This is a genomic window from Streptomyces sp. NPDC052107 (assembly GCF_040680215.1).
GTDB lineage: Bacteria > Actinomycetota > Actinomycetes > Streptomycetales > Streptomycetaceae > Streptomyces.
On record NZ_JBFAWG010000003.1, the window covers coordinates 54,930 to 69,982 of the forward strand.

A 15,053-nucleotide genomic window follows, 5' to 3' on the forward strand; every position below is an offset into this window, starting at 1 on the left:
ATGCTGACCCCCGTCACCGACACCGACGGCGCCCCCTTCTGGGAGTACGCCGCCCGTGGCGAACTGCGCGTCCAGGCCTGCGCCGACTGCCACGAACCCCGCTTCCCACCCCGCCCCTGCTGCCCGCACTGCCAGTCGTTCGCGAGCGAGTGGCGGCTCACCAGCGGACGAGGACGGATCTGGTCGTACGTCGTGCCGCACCCGCCCCTCCTCCCCGATTACGCCGAACAGGCGCCGTACAACGTCGTCGTGGTGGAGTTGGAGGACTGTCCCCGGATCCGGCTGGTCGGGAATCTGGTCGCCCATGCCGGATCGGCCCTCAACTCCCTTGGTTCGCAAGGGCCGAGGATCGGCGCCCGGGTGCACGTCGTCTTCGGTGAGGGCGGGCTGCCGCAGTGGGTGCTCGCGTGAGCGCCGTACGGGTCGAGGCCGACAAGGACAGCGGGGTCGCCGTGGTCACCCTGGACCGGCCGCACCGGCTCAACGCCATCGACCTGGACATGGCTCGCGAACTCACCGAGACCTGGAGGGCGTTGCGGTTCGACGACTCCGTGCGGGCCGTCGTGCTCACCGGGAGCGGGGAGCGGGCGTTCTGTACCGGGATCGACCGGGACGTCGTCGTGCCGCAGCCCTCGTCGCCGTACATGCAGGACGATCCGTTGCTGACCGCCGGGCCGAAGGCCAATGACCTGTGGAAGCCGGTGGTCGCCGCCGTGCGCGGGACGGCCTGCGGGGGTGCCTTCTATCTGCTGGGCGAGTGCGAGTTCGTCGTCGCCGATCCGACGGCCGTCTTCTTCGATCCGCATACGACGTACGGCATGGTCAGCGCCTACGAGTCGATGCTGATGGCGGCGCGGATGCCGTACGGGGAGGTGGCCCGGATGGCGCTCATGGGGACGGCCGAGCGGATCTCCGCTCGGCGGGCCCGTGAGATCGGGCTCGTGTCCGAAGTCACCGAGGAGGGTGGGGCGTTGGCGGGGGCCGTGCGCTGTGCCTCCGTCATCGCCGGGTATCCGACGGAGGGCGTGCAGGGGACCGTGCGGGCGCTGTGGGCGGCCAGGGAGGCAGCGCTGGTTCAGGCGTTCGCCCAGGCCCCGCCGCTCATCGCCCTCGGCAATCTGCCGGTCGAAGGGCAGGCGGAGCTGTTCCGGAACAGGGGCCGTACCGAGCCGCGGACACGGTGAGTGACCGTATGGCGGGGGACGCGCACCCGAGGTAGCGTCAGCCCTGGGACGGCCGCCGTCCGGAGCCCTTCCGTGACACACCGGTACGACGGCCGTCGCTCACCCCTTGCACGCCCGTCACGCGGTACGGGCCGTCGCACCCTCCCCGGTACGCCCCCTCACGCCGTGCGAGCCGTCCCCGTCCCCTTCTCCGCGTCCAGCGCGTACACGCACCGGTCCTTGCTGCACGCGTACACCACGCCGTCCTTGACGACCGGCGAACCCGTGATCTCGCCGCCCGTCGCCAGCTTCCAGCGCAGGCGGCCGTCGTCGGACTTCAGCGTGTAGAGCAGGTGGTCCGTCGAGCCGAAGTGGATACGGCCCTCCGCCACGGCGGGAGCGCCCACGACGTCGCCGCCCGCCTGGAAGCGCCACTTGGGCGTACCGGTGACCGCGTCCAGGGTGTACAGGCCCTTGCCGCTGCCGACGTGGACGTGCCCGGCGGCGATCAGCACCGGCTCGATCGACGAACGCGCCTCCGTCGCGATGCGCCAGCGGTCGCGGCCGTCGGTGGCGTCGAGGGCGTAGACGGTGCCCAGGTAGTCCGCCAGGTAGATGCCGCCGCCCGTCACCGCCGGGCCCGGGGCGAAGGCCGGCGGGCTGAGGAAGACCGCGGGCGCCTCGAAGTGCCAGCGGACCATGCCGCTCGCCGCCTCGACGGCGAGGACGCGGGTGCCGGCGGAGACGTACACGTAACCGTCGGGGGCGGGGGCCAGGCGGACCGGCACGCCGCCGCAGGAGGCCGCGTCGCCGACCGGGTAGGACCAGCGCTCCTCGCCGGTGCGGGCCTCCAGGGCGCGCAGCCGGGCGTCCTGCCAGACGTAGACCGTGCCCTCGTGGACGAGTGGGCCGGCCTCCGGGGACTCGAAGTCGGTCTGGCAGCCGGCGATCTCCCACAGCTTCTGGCCGTTCGACGCCTCCCAGGCCTGGACGCCGCCGCCGCGGGTGCCGGTGACGACCGTGCCGTGGTCGGCGTTCAGGGAGTACACCCAGGCGTCCGTGGACAGCCGCCACAGGTCGGCGCCCTCGCGGGCGTCCAGGGCGAACAGGGTGGGGCCGTCCGAGGCGAGGATGCGGCCGTCGGCCACGGCCATGGACCAGGCGACGTCCCGCGTCTTGAAGCGGCGGCGGCCGCTGGCCACGTCCAGGGCGTGCACCTCGAAGGAGGTGACGTAGACCAGGTCGCCGTCGACGGCGGGGGTGCCCCAGACCTCGTTGGACATGCGGAACCGCCAGGGCCGCCAGCCGCTCGCGGTCTCCGGGGGCTGGGGCGGCAGGGGCGGGACGTTCGGGTCGGGGCCGGTGACGCCGGGGCGCGGGCGGGACCAGCTGGCGACCAGGCCGGCCTCCGGCGGGGGCGCCTTGACGGCGGCGGCGCGGGCGTCGGCGACGCGCGGGCCGGGGCCGATGGGCACCTGGGCGCCGGCCAGCCGGACCGGGCCGGTGTCGGGGGCGCCGACGGGGACGGGGGCCGGGGGGGCGTACGGGGGCGGCGGGGGTACGGCCGCGCGGCCGCCGCTCCTCGGGCCGCCGGTCGGGGCCGGGGAGGGCTTGGCGGCGGGACGGCCGCCGCGGCGGGCCTCGATGAGCGCGACCGCCTTCTCGGGCAGCCAGGCGGAGGCGGTGCCGCTGTCGTCGGAGCCGGAGCCGAAGAGATGGGGCGCGAGCTGGGCCTGGAGGTCGGCCGGGGTGGGCCGGGCGGTGGCCTCCATCTGCATACAGACTTCGATGAGCGGGCGCAGCTCGTCGGGCAGGCCGGTGAGGTCCGGGCCCTCGCGCAGCAGCATGAAGACGGTCTCGACCGGGTTGGCGCCGTGGAAGGGCGGGTGACCGGTGGCCGCGAAGACCAGCATGGAGCCGAGCGAGAAGACGTCGCTGGCGCCGGTCACGCTGCGGGAGTCCTTGGCCTGCTCGGGGGACATGTAGGCGGGGGTGCCGACGGCGACGTTGGTCATGGTCAGGCGCGTGTTCGAGACGCCCGACGCGATACCGAAGTCGATCACCCGGGGGCCGTCCTCGACCACGAGCACGTTGGACGGCTTGAGGTCGCGGTGGACCAGCCCCGCGCCATGGATGGACTGGAGGGCTTCCGCCACGCCCGCGGCGAGCCAGCGCACGGCCTGGGCCGGGAGCGGCCCGCAGTCGTTCACTATCTCCTCGAGCGAGGGCGCCGGGACGTAGGCGGTCGCCAGCCACGGCACCGCGGCGCGCGGGTCGGCGTCGACCACGGCCGCCGTGTAGAAGCCGGAGACCGCGCGGGCCGCCTCCACCTCGCGGGTGAAGCGGACCCGGAACAGCTGGTCCTCGGCCAGCTCGGTGCGCACCGTCTTGATCGCCACGCGCCGGCCGGACGCCGAGCGCGCGAGATAGACCAGCCCCATGCCGCCGGCACCCAGCCGGCCCAGCACCTCGAACGGCCCGATCCGCCGCGGATCGTGCTGCGTCAGCTGATCCACCACTTGCCTGCCACCTCCCCGTACGAGCCGCGCCACTCTCCATATGTACGCGACCGAAGTGCAGCGTCTCACCACCGCACCGCCATGGCGGCACGCACCCCAGATTCTTCCTGGCCGGGCGGCTGGTTGCGAACCCGGTGACATTCGGGGTGTCCCAGTACCTACCATCCCAAAGCGGATGGATCAGCGCTGCAGCAGTGCGAACGACGCCCCCTGATTGTCGGTGACGACGGCCACTCGTCCGTACGACGTCTCGAAGGGTGGTGCCTGCACCCGGCCGCCGAGCCGCTGTACGGCCCCGAGGGCGTCGTCCAGGTCGGTGACGCGGAAGTGGGTGAGGAAGTGCGGGGGCATCTCGGCCGGGAAGACGTCGGTGACGTCGGCGCGGCCGAAGTCGGGCTCGGCTTCGGTGCCGAACAGGGCGTCGTGGAAGAGGCCGCCGTAGAAGTCGTTGGCGGCGGCGGTGTCCCGGGTGTAGAGCTCGGCCCAGACGAAGGTGCCGGGCTCGTGCCGCCGCTCGAAGCCGCGGTGGCGGCCCGGCTGCCACAGCGCGAACACCGCGCCATCGGGGTCGGTGGCGAGGGCGGCCACCCCGAGGTCGCCCACCGGGAACGGGGCCATGACCACCTGTCCGCCGGCCGCGGTGATCCGCCGGCCGAGGGCCTCCGCGTCCGGGGTGGCGAAGGACACCGTCCAGACGGTGGGCATACGGCCGTCGATCTTGGGTGCCAGCGAGGCGACGAGCGCCCCCTCCAGCCGGGCCCACACCGAGGAGCCGTAGGCGTCCTCGAAGGTCCACCCGAAAAGCTCACCGTAGAACCGCTTGCCCGCCTCGACGTCGGCGAGCTGGGCGTCCACCCAGCAAGGCACACCCTCCCCGTATGTCTCTACTGCCTCTTCGGCCTCTTCATTCCCGGATGCCCTGTTTTCGGCCATGCCGTCAAAGTAACCGGGCCGCGCGCACCGCGCAGACCAGGCACACCACGCTCAGAGCACCCTTGCACCCCATTTGCAGTCGGCCGAATCGCGCTCCGATCACCCCTCGGTAAGCTGACGGCATGACAGGACAAGTGCGTACCGTCGACGGCCGAGTGGCCGGCCGGCGTGGGCAGGCGACCCGGCAGAAGCTGCTCGACTGCCTCAGCGAGATGCTCAGCTCCTCCCCCTACCGGGACGTCAAGGTCATCGATGTCGCCCGGAAGGCGGGAACTTCACCCGCGACCTTCTACCAGTACTTCCCCGACGTCGAAGGCGCCGTCCTGGAGATCGCCGAGCAAATGGCGGCCGAGGGCGCGGGATTGACCGAACTGCTCCAGGGGCGGTCCTGGGCCGGTAAGGTGGGATGGCAGACCGCCCAGGAACTCGTGGACGGGTTCCTGGAATTCTGGCGCAAGAACGATGCGATCCTGCGGGTCGTCGACCTCGGCGCGGCCGAGGGGGACAAACGCTTCTACAAGATCCGCATGAAGATCCTGAACTCGGTGAACAACTCCCTCGCGGAATCCATCACCGAGTTGCAGTCCAAGGGCAGGGTCGACAAGGACGTGAACCCGGCGGCGGTGGCCGGCTCGCTCGTCGCGATGCTCGCGGCGGTGGCGGCGCACCAGAAGGGTTTCTCTTCCTGGGGCGTGAAACAGGCCGAACTCAAGCCGAACCTGGCGCTTTTGGTGCACCTGGGTGTGACCGGAAAGAAGCCGAGCAAGTAACACGCGGCCGAGATACATCCCCTTTCCCTTGCCCAAGTCCTGTCTGGCAGGCGGTGGTTCACGCGCGTTTCGCCCGCGGTGAGCCGCCGCCTGCTCCGTTATGCGGGCAGCGGACGGTCCTTGACGACGTGCTTCATCACCAGCGTCGACGTCAGCCGCTGCACTCCCGGCAGGGTCGCCAGCCGCTCGTCGTACAGCCGCTGGAAGGCCGCGAGGTCGGCGGTGGCGACCCGGAGCAGATAGTCGGGCTCGCCGAACAGCCGCTGGGCGTCGAGCACGTGCTCCAGCTCGCCGACCGCCCGCTCGAACTCGGCGACCGTGTCCCGGTCCTCCTGCCGCATGGACACGAAGACCAGCGCCTCGAAGTTCAGCCCGAGCGCCGCCGCGTCCACCACCGCCCGGTAGCCCTGGATGGCACCGGAGCGCTCCAGCTCGCGCAGCCGACGGTGGCAGGGCGAGACGCTGAGGCGCACCCGGGCGGCCAGCTCGGTCACGGTCAGCCGTCCGTCCTGCTGCAGCTCGGCAAGAATTTTCCGGTCCATGTCGTCCATGAGGCAGATCTTCCCTCAGAGTCGCCGGGAGCGAGCAAACTTCGGGAACACTTTCGCGCCATTCACGCCTAATGTCCCCGGCATGGACTCGGGACTGCTCTTCTCCTTCCTCGCGGTGGACCTGCTGCTGGTGTGCGTACCGGGCGCCGACTGGGCGTATGTGATCGCGGCGGCGCTGCGCCGCGGCTCGGTGCCGCGCGCGGTGGCCGGTCTGGTGTGCGGCTATGCCCTGCACACGGCCCTGGCGACGGCGGGCCTCGCGGTCCTGGTGGCGGGCTCGCCGAAGCTGCTGACGGGCCTGACGGTGGCGGGCGCGGGATACCTGCTGTGGCTCGGCTTGGGTGTGCTGCGCCGCCCGGCGGTACCAGGGGCCCGGGAGGAGGCCTCCCCCGACGGGCGCCTCTTCCTCCGCGGCGCCACGATCAGCGGCCTCAACCCCAAGGGCCTGCTGCTCTACCTCTCCGTCCTTCCCCAGTTCCTCACCCTGCGCGGCGCCCACCTGCCCGTCCCGGTCCAGACGGCGGCCCTCGGCCTGCTCCACATGGCCTGCTGCGCGGCCGTCTACCTCACCGTCGGCGCGTTGTCGCGTGCGCTGCTGTCCGCGAGGCCGACCGCGGCCCGGGCGGTGACGCGGACTTCGGGGGCGGCGATGCTGGGGATCGGGGCGTTTCTCCTGGTTGAGCGCTTGGCCACGCTTTAGCTCCGCCGGGTGGGCGGGACGCTCCAGGAGGCGCCACGAAGGGCCGTCGAGCGTCTGCCGGTCCGTTGTGGCTGGTCGCGCCCACGCGGCGGTAGCCGCATATCAGACACCGCCTCGCGCCCCTCAGGGGGTTGCCGTGATCCGGAACAGAGGGATCTCCCTCGTCACCCGCGCCTGGTACGTGGCGTACGGCGGCCAGAACCCCAGGAGTGCCGTCCAGGCCTCCGCCCGCTCCTCCCCCGCGAGCAGCCGGGCGGTGACAGGGATGTCCCGGCCCTTCCAGCTGACCACGGCGTCCGGGTGGGCGAGCAGGTTGTGGCTCCAGGCGGGATGCCCGGGCCGCCCGAAGTTGGAGCCGACGAGGAGCCAGCTCTTGCCGTCCTCCTCGGGCATGCAGGCCAGCGGGGTACGGCGGGGCAGTCCGCTGCGGGCGCCGGTGGAGGTGAGGAGCACCCCGGGCAGCATCTGGGTGCTGAGCAGGAAACGGCCCCGGGTGAGCCGGTGCACGCCCCGGTCGAGTACCGGCACCACATGCGGCGCGACCTTCGCGAAGGCCCGGGTGGACGACACCCGCTGCACGAACCGCACGCCGAGCCCCGCCATCAGACGGCCACCTCCCCGCCCGCGAAGAGACCGGCGACCTCGGCGGCCCGGTCCCGCAGCCGGTGCACGGGCCCGAACAGCAGCTCGTCCCCGGCGGCCCGCTTGAAGTACAGCTGGGCATCGTGCTCCCAGGTGAACCCGATCCCGCCGTGCAACTGGATCCCCTCGGCGGCGGCCCCCCGCAACGCCTCCAGGGCCTGAGCGAGCGCGAGCCCGCCGCTTCGTCCACCCTGAGCGCCGGGGGACGGCCCGCGGGCCGCCGACGGCGAGGACCCCCCACGGGGGCCACCCGCACCCGACGACGAAGGCTGCAAGGGTGGTGCGGCTGGGGACCCGGACGCCGAAGGCGAAGCCGAGGCGGACCCGGCACCAGCGCCGCAGGCCCACGCGGCGTAGTACGCGGCGGACCGGGCCGCCTGTACTCCCACGTACACGTCGGCCAACCGATGCTTCACCGCCTGGAAGGAGCCGACGGGCCGCCCGAACTGCTCGCGCTGTCCGACGTACTCCACGGTCCGCTCCAGCACCCGTTCCGCCGCTCCGACGGCCTCGCAGGCGAGCACCGCGGCGACCCCGTCACCGAGCACAGCCAGTGCCGGCAACACGTCCACACGCTCCTCGCCGAGCACCTCCGCCCGCACCTCACGGAGTTGGACGCGCCCCTGCGGCCGGGTGGCGTCCAGCGCGGTCTGCCGGGTCCGTACGACACCGGGCGCGTCCCCGGCCACCAGGAACAGCAGGGTCCGGGACCGGGCGAAGCCGCCGGTGTGCGCGGCGACGAGCAGCAGCCCCGCGCTGTGCCCGTCCAGCACCTGGTCGACCTGCCCGTACAGCCGCCAGTCACCGTCGGCACACCGGGCCTGGACACCCCCGGCCCGCCCGCCGCCGGCGGAGAAACTGCCGTTGCCGCAGGTCAGGGCGAGTGCCACGGTGAGGGCCGGGCCGGGGACGGCGAGGGTGGCGGTGAGGGTGCCGGCGGCCAGGCGGGGCAGCAGTTCGGCGCGCTGGGCCTCCGTGCCGAGGGCGAGGATCAGCGGGGCGGTGAGGACGGAGGTGGCGAGCAGTGGGGAGGGGGCGAGCGCCCGGCCGGTCTCCTCGCAGGCGAGGGCCAGCTCGGTGGCCGAGCAGCCGATGCCGCCGTACCGCTCGGGCAGGGCGAGCCCGGGCAGGCCGAGCGGGTCGGCGAGGGCCGACCACAGGAGGGGGTCGTGTCCGGCCGGGCTGTCGACGGCGGTGCGCAGCTCGGGCGAGCCGCACCGCTTGTGCAGCAGCTCGCGCAGGGTGCGGCGGATCTCGTCCTGCTCGGCGGTCAGGCGCGTGTCCATGGCGGGTCCCTCATCCCTCCCGAGCCGATCTGACGGAGCGTCATATTAGGCCGCGGGCGCGGGGATGCCCAGGGCCACGGCACCTGCCGCGAGACGCCGTATCTGATGTACCGTCAGATTCATGACGGCTGGGAGCAGGAACGTCGCCGTGGTCGGTGTGGCCCTCTCCGACTGCGGGCGCATGGACGACGCCACCCCGTACACCCTGCACGCGCAGGCGGCCCGCCGCGCCCTCGCGGACGCCGGGCTCGACCGCGCCCGGGTCGACGGCCTCGCCTCGGCGGGCCTCGGCACGCTGGCCCCGGTGGAGGTGGCCGAGTATCTGGGCCTGCGCCCCACCTGGGTGGACTCCACCTCGGTCGGCGGCTCGACCTGGGAGGTCATGGCCGCGCACGCCGCGGACGCGATAGCGGCGGGCCACGCGAACGCCGTCCTCCTCGTCTACGGCTCGACGGCACGCGCGGACATCAGGGCGGGCCGCAGGACGGGCGACCTGTCCTTCGGCGCCCGCGGTCCCCTCCAGTTCGAGGTCCCCTACGGCCACACCCTGATCGCCAAGTACGCGATGGCCGCCCGCCGCCACATGATCGAACACGGTACGACCGTCGAGCAGTTGGCCGAGGTGGCGGTCCAGGCCCGGGCCAACGCGGCGCTGAACCCGGGGGCGATGTTCCGCGAGCCGATCACCGTCGAGGAGGTCCTGGACGGCCCGGTGATCGCCGACCCCTTCACCAAGCTGCACTGCTGTCTGCGCTCGGACGGCGGCGCGGCGGTCCTGCTGGCGGCCGAGGAGTACGTACGGGACTGCCGTACGTCCCCCGTCTGGATCCTCGGCACCGGGGAGCACGTCTCGCACGCGGCGATGTCCGAGTGGACGGACTTCACGGTGTCCCCGGCGGCGGTGAGCGGACGGCTGGCCTTCGAGCGGGCGGGAGCGAGGCCGGAGGAGATGGACTTCGCCCAGATCTACGACGCCTTCACCTACATGACCCTGGTGACCCTGGAGGACCTGGGCTTCTGCGGGAAGGGCGAAGGCGGGGCGTTCGTGGAGAAGGGCCGCCTGCTGGTGCGGGGCGGGGGCCTGCCGGTGAACACGGACGGTGGGGGCCTTTCGGCTCAACACCCGGGAATGCGCGGGCTGTTCCTGCTGGTCGAGGCGGTACGGCAACTGCGCGGGGAGGCCGGGGAGCGGCAGGTGCGGACGCGGGACGGGCAGCTGCCGAGGCTGGGGGTGGCGTCCGGGACGGGGGGCTGGTTCTGCTCGTCGGGGACGGTGGTTCTGGGCCGGTGAGGGCTCCTCTTCAGTCCTCCTCCAGCAGTCGGCGCCAGATGCGGGTGCGGTGCAGGACGTAGAGGGAGCCGAGCAGGACGACCACCTGCAGCCCCACGGCGAGCAGCCAGAACTCGTCCCTGGTCTCCAGCCTGTTCGTCAGGAACGTGAAGTTCATGCCGAAGAACCCGGTGATGAACGACAGCGGCAGGAAGATCACCGACACGATGGCCAGCCGGTTGATCACACCGTTCTGCTCGCCCGCGACGAGCGAGGAGTAACTGGCGAAGGCCCGGCGGGTGGCGTCCTGCAGGGACTCGACGTCGGCGAGCACCAGCCTTCCGGCGGTCTGGAACCCCTGGGCACGCCGTTGCCGCTCCTCGGGGAAGGTGGGGCTCATCATCCGGCGGGTGAGGATCTCGTCGATCGCCTGGAGGTAGGGCCGCAGGGCGTGGTGCAGGAGGGCGGAGCGCCGCCGCAGCTGCGCCAGCCGGTAGACCTGCTCGGGACGCCGGCTCTCGAACATGTCGTCCTCGAGTTCCTCGGACTGCAGCAGGGCCTGCACGGCCGCCCGGCGGAAGGTGTCCAGGGCCTCCTGGAGCAGCAGGAAGAGCACGGCCACGGTGTCGTCGGGCCGCTCGTGCCGCAACGCCGCGGTGATGTTCTTCGCCAGTCCGGCCTGCCCCCGGTGCACGGTGGCCAGGAACCGCTCGGTCACCACCACGTGGAGGTGGGCGATCTCGTCCTCGTGCACCACCGGCACGACGAAGGCGGCCCGGTCCCCCAGGAACTCGGCCCGCGCGGGCTCGCCCTCCCTGCCGAACCAGTCCAGGTCCTCGCCGTCCAGGCCGAGCTGATCGGCGATCGGTGTGCCCTGCGCCGGCGCGTGCTCCGGCAGCTCGATGTCGACGAGCAGGAAGGAGTCGACGGCCAGCCGCTCACGCGCCTCCGAGACATCCGTACGGGTGATGGTCATCTCGGGCATCGACACCACCGTTACGATCATCGCCCCTCACCGTCACTCCCGAGCCCGTGGCTCCGAGCGTCCCTGGGCTCCGGCGGCCCCGCACCCGGAATCACTCGTGTGCGTCGCGGGAGGACTGCCGAACGGATGGCGGCCCGGTCGTCCTCGCCCGCGCCGACGGCGGTCCGGTGGCGATACTCGGCACATGGAAACGGATCTCCACGCACTGCTGAAGTCGCTGCGGGTATGGGACCCGGACGTCACGGACCTGCGCCCCTTCGCCCCGGACACCGCACCGCCGACCCCGCTGCCCCTGTTCACGAGCTGGTTCGCGGACGCGGTGGCGGCCGGGCAACCGGAGCCGCACACGATGTCGCTGGCCACGGTGGACGAGGAGGGCAGGCCCGACGTACGGATCGTGATGCTGCACGGCGCCGACGCGGACGGCTGGGCCTTCGGCACGCACGCCACGAGCCGCAAGGGCCGGGCCCTGAGCGCACACCCCCACGCGGCCCTGGCCTTCTACTGGCCGGTGCTGGGCCGCCAGGTCCGGCTGCGCGGGCCGGTGACCGCGGCGCCGTCCCGGGAGAGCCAGGCCGACCTGCAGGCCCGCTCCACGGGGGCGCTGGCCGCGGCGCTCACCGGTCGGCAGAGCGAGGAACTGTCCTCACTGGACGAGCTGCGGCGGGCGTCCCAGGCCGCGTGGGAGCGGGCGCGCGAGAACCCTGCCGAGCCGTCCCCCACCTGGACGCTGTATCGGCTGCGACCCGAGACGGTGGAGTTCTTCCAGGGGGATGCGGACAGGCGGCACGTACGGCTGGAGTACCGGAGCACGGGGTTCGGCTGGAGCAGGACGTTGCTCTGGCCTTGATTATCGATACGGCCCCGCGCCCCTGCGGCGCGCTCACGCCTCCGCCACCAGCCGGCGGGCCAATCGCACCAGGTCCGGGATCGCCGGGTGCGTCGGGGTGCCTCGGTGCCAGGCGAGGAGGAGGGGGACCGGAGTGGCGTCGGTCAGGGGGCGGAAGGCGATCGCGGGGTGCGTGTGGACACCCGGTGTCGCCGTCGTCGTGATGCCCACCGCCCGCCCGGCCGCGATGGCCGTGAGTCATTCGTCCGTGTTGGTGACCTCGATCGTCGCCGTGGGCCGCGCTCCGGCGGGCCAGAGGTCGAGCGTGGTGGTGCCCGCCACCGTGTTCAGGGCGATCGGCCAGGCCGTCAGGTCGGCGAGCGTGAGGGTGTCGCGCGCGGCGAGGCCGCTGTCCGCCGGCGCCACCGCGATCCGCGCCTCCTGCAGCAGCAGTTCGGCCGCCGGCCCCGGCACCGTCACCGCGCCGCGCAGCAGCGCGACGTCGACCTTGCCCCGGGTGAGCCCGGCCGTACGGTCGTCGACGCGGCGCAGCTGGTGCGGCACGTCGGGATGTTCCTCGTCCCAGCGGCGCAGCAGCGGGACGGTGAACCTGCCGAGCGCCGCCCAGGAATGGCCGAGGCGCAGCGGCATCGCGGTCAGCGCGCCGGGGTCGAGGGCGGTGTCTACGGCGGCCAGCGCGGCGGCGGCCGGGGGCGCTGGGGCTCGGGCTGGCCGTGGCCCTGCTGTCCTCGGGCCTGCCGTACACCCTGGAGCTGCTGGCCCTGCGCCGGCTGCCCGCCCCGACCTTCGCGATCCTGATGAGCCTGGCCCCGGCGATCGCGGCCCTGGCCGGCTTCCTGGTCCTCGGCCAGACCCTGTCGGCCGCCCAGTGCCTGGCCATCGTCCTGGTGGTGACGGCGAGCGCGGGGGCGGTACGGGCGGGGCGCGGGTAGCCCTGCCGGACGCTCCGGGACCCCGGCCGCCTCAGTCGCCGAACCGCCACACCGCAAAGTCCGCCACCGGCCGGTAGCCGATCCGCTGGTACAGGCCGTTGCTCGTCGGGTTGTCGAGGTCGGTGAAGAGCAGGATCTCCGAAGCCCCGGTCTCGCGCGCGGCCCGGCTCACCTCCGCCGTGGCCGCGCCCGCGTATCCGCGTCCGCGCAGGTCCGCGGGGGTGTAGACGGGGGCGATACGGACCTGGCCGGCCGTCTCGGGGGTGGCTCCGGCCATGGCGAGCGGAGTGCCGTCGTCGGTTTCCCAGAGGGTGACGCCGCCGTAGGAGATACGGGCGTCTGCCCAGTTGCCCGGATCCTGGCCGACGCCGCCGGTGATCTCCTCGAACTCCTCGAACCAGCGGATCAGCAGATCCCGGTCCGCGGGCCCGGCGATCCGCGCCCGCCCCTGCGGCCGGGGCTCGGGTACGGTCAACTCGCCCAGCCGGTAGAGCCGCTGACGCTTGTCGGCTGCGACCGCCGTACCGGTACGCCGCTGCCAGGCCGCCGCGAAGGCCTCCGTCGCGTCCTTCGGCCCAAAGACTCCGGGGAGTGAGCGGCCCAGCTCGGCGAACCGGACCGCCAGGGCGTCGGCCTCCTCCGGGGTGAGCGCGGTGACGTTGATCTGGAAGGGCGGAGTGTGGAGCAGGGCCACCCGTGCCGTGCCGTCGTCCGCTTCCAGCAGGCCGAAGAGGGGCGCTTGCTGGCCGTAGAGGTACAGCCCGCGCCGCCGCAGCGCGTCCGTCACCGTCAACGGCACCGTGTGCAGCGCCGGCCGGGAGCGCAGGAACTCGCCCGCGCGGGAGAGGAACTCGTCCAGGTCTTCGGTGAGATACCAGTTCTCAGGGCGCATACGACCATGATCGACGCCAACGCCCGGAAGGCACACCGGTTTTCCCACGGCAGCTCAGCCCTCCGGACGGCACCCCGGCTCCCCCTCCCCAGCCCAACCCCCGAACCCTCCCCAGCTCCCCCCTCCCCACCTCAACCCCCGGACCGACCCCCGACCCCCCCTCGCCACCTCTGCCCCCTGGACCGAACCCCGCGCCCCTTCCCACCTCAACCCCCCGGACGGAACACCGCCACCCCCTCCACGAACGTCACCCGTAGCTGAAGCCCGGCCCGCAGGTCCGCGGCCGCGCACTCCACCACCTGTGTCATCATCCGCGGGCCCTCCGCCAGATCGACCACCGCGGCCACGTACGGCGTGCGCTCGCGGAAGGGCGGCAGGTCGTTGCGGTGGACGGTGGACCAGGTGTAGAGCACGGCACGGCCGCTCGCCTCCTCCCAGGCCACCTCCTCGCTCCAGCAGTGCGGGCAGAACTCGCGCGGGTAGTGGTGGGCGAGGCCGCAGGCCGCGCAGCGGCGGATCAGCAGCCGGCCCCGCGCGGCCGCCTCCCAGTAGGGGCGCGTGAAGGCGTCGGGCTCCGGAAGGTCGTAGCGGACCGCGGCCATCAGAACCACCCGTCCCGAAGAGCCATCGACCGCATCAGAACCACCCCAGCCAGGCATCCAGCGACCAGGTCTGCCACGCCATACCGAAGAACCCGACGAGCGAGATGAGCGCCATCATCGAGTTCTGGCCCTGCTCGGCCCAGTCGTGGATCATCAGCACGAAGTAGACCGCGTTCAGCAGCAGTCCGCCCAGCAGCGCAATCGGGGTCAGAAAGCCGAGGATCAGGCCGAGGCCCAGGGAGAGTTCGGCGTAGGCGACGACGTACGCCATCACCTTCGGGTACGGCTTGACCACCGTCTCGAATCCCGTCCGCACCGGCGCCCAGCGGTGTTTCTCCGCGATCTCCGCCGCCCACGCGATGCCGCTGCCCCGCTCGAACCAGGCCTTCTTGTCCTTGTGCCGCCAGCTCTCCAGCCACCACAGACCGAGACCGATCCGCAGCACCGCCAGCCACTGAGCGCCGTCCAGCCATATGGAGTCCATGGATCTGACGGTACGTCAGATCCTGCGTAAAGCCCACCGCCGAAGCCCGGCGCTTCACCGCGTAGGGCACGAAGAACGGCACGACCGGGCTCAGCAGCAGACATCCTCAGCAGCTGGCAACCCGCACAGCTCGAAGCACGGGTGGATCCGGCTCGGCACCAAGGACTCCGACACCTCGCACGCCATCTCGGCGAACCTGGCCGCCGCCGCGGCCGGCCGCGGCGACGAGGTCGACCACCTCTACTACTGGGACCAGGGCCACGGCGCCAACACCGACCCGGGCGACTTCATCACGTGGATCGGCAAGGTCACCGGGCACCGCGCCAGGAAGCGGTGACCGGCAGGGCAAGCGCCGCCGGGTCCCTGCGCAACCTCAGCCCGGCGGCGCGCACTTCCCCCTCATCCGTGTGGGCTACGCCACCTGTAGCGGGCACTTCTCCACACACGTGATCAATCCGCAACCAATTCCGGTCT

At 72.6% G+C, this 15,053-nt stretch carries 18 protein-coding genes and 1 pseudogene; 8 read left to right on the plus strand and 11 right to left on the minus strand.

Annotated features, from left to right (window positions below):
• The gene (locus AB0M27_RS04000; RefSeq protein ID WP_365717649.1) at window positions 1-411 is read left to right on the plus strand and encodes an OB-fold domain-containing protein; all 411 of its coding nucleotides are present in this window, start codon (window positions 1-3) and stop codon (window positions 409-411) included.
• A complete protein-coding gene (locus AB0M27_RS04005) occupies window positions 408-1,184 on the plus strand; it encodes an enoyl-CoA hydratase/isomerase family protein (protein WP_365717651.1) in 777 nt (258 codons plus the stop codon). The genes AB0M27_RS04000 and AB0M27_RS04005 overlap by 4 nt, the downstream gene beginning before the upstream one ends.
• Before the next feature lie 158 nt (window positions 1,185-1,342).
• On the opposite strand, the gene AB0M27_RS04010 is transcribed toward AB0M27_RS04005, so the two are convergent.
• Window positions 1,343-3,682, minus strand: a complete 2,340-nt coding sequence (locus AB0M27_RS04010; protein WP_365717653.1) for a serine/threonine-protein kinase — start codon at window positions 3,680-3,682, stop codon at window positions 1,343-1,345.
• 180 nt (window positions 3,683-3,862) lie between these two features.
• The gene (locus tag AB0M27_RS04015; protein WP_365717655.1) at window positions 3,863-4,537 is read right to left on the minus strand and encodes a VOC family protein; all 675 of its coding nucleotides are present in this window, start codon (window positions 4,535-4,537) and stop codon (window positions 3,863-3,865) included.
• 200 nt (window positions 4,538-4,737) lie between these two features.
• Here AB0M27_RS04015 and AB0M27_RS04020 point away from each other — a divergent pair, with 200 nt between their 5' ends.
• Window positions 4,738-5,385 carry a TetR family transcriptional regulator gene (locus AB0M27_RS04020; protein WP_365717657.1) on the plus strand — a complete coding sequence of 216 codons (648 nt, stop codon included), beginning with the start codon at window positions 4,738-4,740 and terminating at the stop codon, window positions 5,383-5,385.
• A gap of 98 nt (window positions 5,386-5,483) precedes the next feature.
• Here AB0M27_RS04020 and AB0M27_RS04025 read toward each other — a convergent pair whose 3' ends face one another.
• Window positions 5,484-5,936: an Lrp/AsnC family transcriptional regulator gene (locus tag AB0M27_RS04025; RefSeq protein WP_365717659.1), complete on the minus strand. Its 453-nt coding sequence runs from the start codon at window positions 5,934-5,936 to the stop codon at window positions 5,484-5,486.
• A gap of 82 nt (window positions 5,937-6,018) precedes the next feature.
• On the opposite strand from AB0M27_RS04025, the gene AB0M27_RS04030 reads away from it, so the two are divergent.
• Window positions 6,019-6,636, plus strand: a complete 618-nt coding sequence (locus AB0M27_RS04030) for a LysE family translocator (RefSeq protein ID WP_365717661.1) — start codon at window positions 6,019-6,021, stop codon at window positions 6,634-6,636.
• Window positions 6,637-6,759: 123 nt separating this feature from the next.
• Here AB0M27_RS04030 and AB0M27_RS04035 read toward each other — a convergent pair whose 3' ends face one another.
• Together AB0M27_RS04035 and AB0M27_RS04040 are read right to left on the minus strand one after the other, a co-directional pair.
• A complete protein-coding gene (locus AB0M27_RS04035; protein WP_365717663.1) occupies window positions 6,760-7,239 on the minus strand; it encodes a nitroreductase/quinone reductase family protein in 480 nt (159 codons plus the stop codon).
• Window positions 7,239-8,564: an acyl-CoA dehydrogenase family protein gene (locus tag AB0M27_RS04040; protein WP_365717665.1), complete on the minus strand. Its 1,326-nt coding sequence runs from the start codon at window positions 8,562-8,564 to the stop codon at window positions 7,239-7,241. Before AB0M27_RS04040 ends, AB0M27_RS04035 begins: the two co-directional genes overlap by 1 nt.
• A 121-nt stretch (window positions 8,565-8,685) precedes the next feature.
• Here AB0M27_RS04040 and AB0M27_RS04045 point away from each other — a divergent pair, with 121 nt between their 5' ends.
• Complete coding sequence (locus tag AB0M27_RS04045) at window positions 8,686-9,855, plus strand: acetyl-CoA acetyltransferase (RefSeq protein WP_365717667.1); 1,170 nt, start codon at window positions 8,686-8,688, stop codon at window positions 9,853-9,855.
• A gap of 10 nt (window positions 9,856-9,865) precedes the next feature.
• On the opposite strand, the gene AB0M27_RS04050 is transcribed toward AB0M27_RS04045, so the two are convergent.
• Window positions 9,866-10,819, minus strand: a complete 954-nt coding sequence (locus tag AB0M27_RS04050) for a CorA family divalent cation transporter (RefSeq protein WP_365717669.1) — start codon at window positions 10,817-10,819, stop codon at window positions 9,866-9,868.
• A 184-nt stretch (window positions 10,820-11,003) separates the two neighbouring features.
• Between AB0M27_RS04050 and AB0M27_RS04055 the strand changes: the two genes are divergently transcribed.
• Window positions 11,004-11,669 carry a pyridoxal 5'-phosphate synthase gene (locus AB0M27_RS04055; RefSeq protein WP_365717671.1) on the plus strand — a complete coding sequence of 222 codons (666 nt, stop codon included), beginning with the start codon at window positions 11,004-11,006 and terminating at the stop codon, window positions 11,667-11,669.
• Between the two features lie 33 nt (window positions 11,670-11,702).
• Here the strand turns inward: AB0M27_RS04055 and AB0M27_RS04060 are convergent, their stop codons facing one another.
• Together AB0M27_RS04060 and AB0M27_RS04065 are read right to left on the minus strand one after the other, a co-directional pair.
• Window positions 11,703-11,879, minus strand: a complete 177-nt coding sequence (locus tag AB0M27_RS04060; protein ID WP_365717673.1) for a hypothetical protein — start codon at window positions 11,877-11,879, stop codon at window positions 11,703-11,705.
• A gap of 27 nt (window positions 11,880-11,906) precedes the next feature.
• On the minus strand, window positions 11,907-12,299 hold the full coding sequence (locus AB0M27_RS04065; protein WP_365717675.1) for a LysR substrate-binding domain-containing protein: 393 nt from the start codon (window positions 12,297-12,299) through the stop codon (window positions 11,907-11,909).
• A gap of 65 nt (window positions 12,300-12,364) precedes the next feature.
• On the opposite strand from AB0M27_RS04065, the pseudogene AB0M27_RS04070 reads away from it, so the two are divergent.
• Window positions 12,365-12,601 (plus strand): annotated as a pseudogene (locus AB0M27_RS04070) (EamA family transporter); the annotation flags it as partial.
• A gap of 31 nt (window positions 12,602-12,632) precedes the next feature.
• Here the strand turns inward: AB0M27_RS04070 and AB0M27_RS04075 are convergent.
• From AB0M27_RS04075 to AB0M27_RS04085, 3 genes are all read right to left on the minus strand, one after another.
• A complete protein-coding gene (locus AB0M27_RS04075; protein WP_365717677.1) occupies window positions 12,633-13,493 on the minus strand; it encodes a GNAT family N-acetyltransferase in 861 nt (286 codons plus the stop codon).
• A 206-nt stretch (window positions 13,494-13,699) separates the two neighbouring features.
• Window positions 13,700-14,095 carry a Zn-ribbon domain-containing OB-fold protein gene (locus tag AB0M27_RS04080; protein ID WP_365717679.1) on the minus strand — a complete coding sequence of 132 codons (396 nt, stop codon included), beginning with the start codon at window positions 14,093-14,095 and terminating at the stop codon, window positions 13,700-13,702.
• A gap of 34 nt (window positions 14,096-14,129) precedes the next feature.
• On the minus strand, window positions 14,130-14,579 hold the full coding sequence (locus tag AB0M27_RS04085; protein ID WP_365717681.1) for a DoxX family membrane protein: 450 nt from the start codon (window positions 14,577-14,579) through the stop codon (window positions 14,130-14,132).
• Between AB0M27_RS04085 and AB0M27_RS04090 the strand changes: the two genes are divergently transcribed.
• Complete coding sequence (locus tag AB0M27_RS04090) at window positions 14,578-14,916, plus strand: hypothetical protein (RefSeq protein ID WP_365717683.1); 339 nt, start codon at window positions 14,578-14,580, stop codon at window positions 14,914-14,916. The genes AB0M27_RS04085 and AB0M27_RS04090 overlap by 2 nt on opposite strands.
• Window positions 14,917-15,053 lie beyond the last annotated feature (137 nt).

Excerpts from the sequence above, each read along its gene's own strand:
- AB0M27_RS04000 (WP_365717649.1), top strand. The coding sequence starts at position 1 with ATGCTGACCCCCGTCACCGACACCGACGGCGCCCCCTTCTGGGAGTAC.
- AB0M27_RS04020 (WP_365717657.1), top strand. The coding sequence starts at position 4,738 with ATGACAGGACAAGTGCGTACCGTCGACGGCCGAGTGGCCGGCCGGCGT.
- AB0M27_RS04025 (WP_365717659.1), bottom strand. The coding sequence starts at position 5,936 with ATGGACGACATGGACCGGAAAATTCTTGCCGAGCTGCAGCAGGACGGA.
- AB0M27_RS04030 (WP_365717661.1), top strand. The coding sequence starts at position 6,019 with ATGGACTCGGGACTGCTCTTCTCCTTCCTCGCGGTGGACCTGCTGCTG.
- AB0M27_RS04035 (WP_365717663.1), bottom strand. The coding sequence starts at position 7,239 with ATGGCGGGGCTCGGCGTGCGGTTCGTGCAGCGGGTGTCGTCCACCCGG.
- AB0M27_RS04040 (WP_365717665.1), bottom strand. The coding sequence starts at position 8,564 with ATGGACACGCGCCTGACCGCCGAGCAGGACGAGATCCGCCGCACCCTG.
- AB0M27_RS04045 (WP_365717667.1), top strand. The coding sequence starts at position 8,686 with ATGACGGCTGGGAGCAGGAACGTCGCCGTGGTCGGTGTGGCCCTCTCC.
- AB0M27_RS04050 (WP_365717669.1), bottom strand. The coding sequence starts at position 10,819 with ATGCCCGAGATGACCATCACCCGTACGGATGTCTCGGAGGCGCGTGAG.
- AB0M27_RS04055 (WP_365717671.1), top strand. The coding sequence starts at position 11,004 with ATGGAAACGGATCTCCACGCACTGCTGAAGTCGCTGCGGGTATGGGAC.
- AB0M27_RS04065 (WP_365717675.1), bottom strand. The coding sequence starts at position 12,299 with ATGCCGCTGCGCCTCGGCCATTCCTGGGCGGCGCTCGGCAGGTTCACC.
- AB0M27_RS04075 (WP_365717677.1), bottom strand. The coding sequence starts at position 13,493 with ATGCGCCCTGAGAACTGGTATCTCACCGAAGACCTGGACGAGTTCCTC.
- AB0M27_RS04080 (WP_365717679.1), bottom strand. The coding sequence starts at position 14,095 with ATGGCCGCGGTCCGCTACGACCTTCCGGAGCCCGACGCCTTCACGCGC.
- AB0M27_RS04090 (WP_365717683.1), top strand. The coding sequence starts at position 14,578 with ATGGATCTGACGGTACGTCAGATCCTGCGTAAAGCCCACCGCCGAAGC.
- AB0M27_RS04085 (WP_365717681.1), bottom strand. The coding sequence starts at position 14,579 with ATGGACTCCATATGGCTGGACGGCGCTCAGTGGCTGGCGGTGCTGCGG.